The 2551-nt window shown below is 60.4% G+C and carries 5 protein-coding genes; 3 read left to right on the forward strand and 2 right to left on the reverse strand.

The features are described from left to right. The coding region (locus HCC78_RS32065; protein WP_172332747.1) for a hypothetical protein at positions 1–439 on the forward strand (439 nt) is incomplete at its 5' end. A gap of 389 nt (positions 440–828) precedes the next feature. Here HCC78_RS32065 and HCC78_RS35125 read toward each other — a convergent pair. Beyond that, a complete protein-coding gene (locus tag HCC78_RS35125) occupies positions 829–1038 on the reverse strand; it encodes a helix-turn-helix domain-containing protein (protein WP_172332748.1) in 210 nt (69 codons plus the stop codon). A 115-nt stretch (positions 1039–1153) separates the two neighbouring features. Here HCC78_RS35125 and HCC78_RS32075 point away from each other — a divergent pair, with 115 nt between their 5' ends. Together HCC78_RS32075 and HCC78_RS32080 are read left to right on the forward strand one after the other, a co-directional pair. After that, a complete protein-coding gene (locus tag HCC78_RS32075) occupies positions 1154–1444 on the forward strand; it encodes a helix-turn-helix domain-containing protein (RefSeq protein ID WP_172332749.1) in 291 nt (96 codons plus the stop codon). A gap of 171 nt (positions 1445–1615) precedes the next feature. Next, on the forward strand, positions 1616–1954 hold the full coding sequence (locus HCC78_RS32080) for a hypothetical protein (protein ID WP_172332750.1): 339 nt from the start codon (positions 1616–1618) through the stop codon (positions 1952–1954). A 39-nt stretch (positions 1955–1993) separates the two neighbouring features. Here HCC78_RS32080 and HCC78_RS33400 read toward each other — a convergent pair. After that, positions 1994–2551, reverse strand: a 558-nt coding sequence (locus HCC78_RS33400) for a hypothetical protein (protein ID WP_216671413.1), incomplete at its 5' end; no start/stop codon positions are given.

Raw genomic sequence — 2551 nt, forward strand, 5'->3', positions numbered from 1 at the left:
AAGCCTCTGGGAGGAATTCGCCGTCCCGCCGAACCGGCCGGACGGCAAGTGGGTCTACTGGCAGTTCCGCCGCGGCTGGGAGCGCGTCCGCGGAACCGGCAAGCATTCCGCAGAGATCGACGAGATGATCCGCGCGGTGACGGAGCAGTTCGACGCCACGCAGGACCACATCGAGATGGAGCTCGAGCGGGGCTGGGACGGCGAGCACGGCAGGCCCGCTGTCCACGTCACTGCCCGGCTCCACATGCACCAGGACCTGCAGCAATACCATCTCGGCGAGATCGAAGAGGAGGCTGCCGCCTGGCTCGACAAGAACTTCGACAACGATATGCCCATCGCCGCGGAGATGGTCGGGCTGGCATCCGACGGCAAGCATCATTCCATCCAGATCGCCTGCCTCATGCCCCCCAAGAAGCAGCGGGCGCAGTACGAACTTTGACCTAAACGCCCCGCGCAGTCCAACCAACCGCGCGGGGCGGAGCCGCGGCGACCGCCCAAGGCGTGGTCCCTGCCGCGTCTCTGCTATTGCAGGATAGCGGAATTGGCGTATTTTCCCACTCGATTTGTGAATATGACATGTGGTTTCATGGTGCTGCCCGCGCTCACCGGGCGCCCGGCATCTCGTTGCCCGAGAATCGCATGCCGGGCGGCGCTGCGGTTCAGCCATGCAACCGCAGCGCCCCCAAGGCGCGCTGATTCCGGAATTCCTGACTCGGCGCGGATCCGCGGCAGGCGTAGCCTTGTGCGGTCCGGCAGCCCTCTGGCCGGGCGCCCCCCCCACCAAAATGGAGATCCGGTTTTGAGAGCTGGACATATTGAGGCCCACGGTCATTCGACCATGACTTTCGACAAGTCGACCCATGTAAGAGCGGTAACTGCGCCTGCCGTGACACATTCAATCCGCGCTGCAAGCTCCAAGCTCGGCGTCCCGGTTCCCTTGCAAAGTTTGCTGACAAATCCTTGCGAGGCTCCAATTCGTTTCGCGAATTCTGCCTGCGTGATGCCCTGAGACATGAGATATTCGGGAAGTGATGCCATCGGCCAAGATATGACTGTCCGTCATATTCCTGTCAATCCTATTCATTTATCCCGATCGACGCACCATGACCGCCAGGATTTCGACAATCATGCTCCATCAGGCATACCCTCAAGCATGGAACGGATCAAAATTCTCAGAAAACTCCGCGGCCTGTCGCAAGCCGAACTCGGCGACATGTGCGACCTCACGCAGAGCATGATCAGCAAGATCGAAAAGGGAACCGCGAACCCGACGCTCGACGTCCTGGAGAAGATCGCGGCTGCACTTCAGGTCAAAACATCGGAACTTTTCGAGAGGGATGAACTAATTGACCGTGCGATTACCGCACTTCTAAGGGTCAGCCGTGAGAAGCAGCTCACGGCCGTACAGCTGCTCGAAAGCCTCCAACCCGACGCCAAGCCCTAACCCGGCCCCGCCCTCTCAAGTCGACGTAATAGTTCCAACAAGTCCTCGTCGCTCAACTCCTTCAACCGACGGCTAACCTCGTCCGGAATATTTTTTCGCAAAATATTACTGTCAGTCATTGACTGATATATTCCCGTCTGTCATGTTTTCCGAAATTATGGAGGACACGACATGCCACCCGCCGAAGTCTGTTCATATTATGTTCCGACGGTCAATGATACCACCGGACGAATTCTTTCCGCCGCACGTGCTGCTGGCGAGGTGATCCCGGAGACCGCGCTGTCTGGCCTCGCCGACAAAGTCAAGACCACCTTCCCGCTGGCTGACGACACCCTCGCCAAGCTCACCACGTGGCCCTCCGTCCTCGGCATGCTGCACGCCGTCCTCGACCCGCGCTTCCCCGCCTACCGCCCGACCTGCCGCGCCGATCTCGGCTGCCATCCGGTCGCCGCCATCTTCGACGAGGCGATGATCCTAGCGGGCGATCCCCGCCGCGCCTGGAGGTGCTGAGCGATGAGCTACTGGATCGACATGCCGGAACGGGTCGGATCAGCTGTGTGCCAATCCCCGGGCAGCTATGTTCGCTGCGGGTGGCAGGCGAGGCACAAGGCACCGCTCGTCTGCGGGAAGGTCGAAGTAGGCGTCGTGCAGAGCATGCAGGGCAATGTTCCAGTCGAAGGTCAACGCCCTGATCTCGATGGTCGGCGGAAGATTTGGAAAGACCGGAATGTCCTTGATCTGCCCGGGCGCATTTCCTTCCCGCACAAGGCTGGCCACCTCATGCGCCTTGCTGAGCTGCTCGATCAGGCTGCTGAGAGCATCATCGATCTCGGTGAATGCATCATGCGCCCGCCGGTACGCAGCATGCAAATGATCAAATTCACCCATCGGATCATGTCTCCTTTGAAGGGTTCGTTCGAAGGTGATGTGGCGGGTCGCGCCCCGGTAAGGCATGGCCCGCACCAGAAGATACGGCAGGTCTGGAATGGTGGCCAGATGAAGTGTTTCCGCCGCGCCACCCCGCAAGATTTGTCCAATTCCATAGGCAACGGAGGTATCGCAACATGATCGCCATCCCCGCCAGCGACCGCGCCTTCGCGCTGCGCC

It is taken from the genome of Mangrovicoccus sp. HB161399 (genome assembly GCF_013184745.1).
GTDB lineage: Bacteria > Pseudomonadota > Alphaproteobacteria > Rhodobacterales > Rhodobacteraceae > Mangrovicoccus.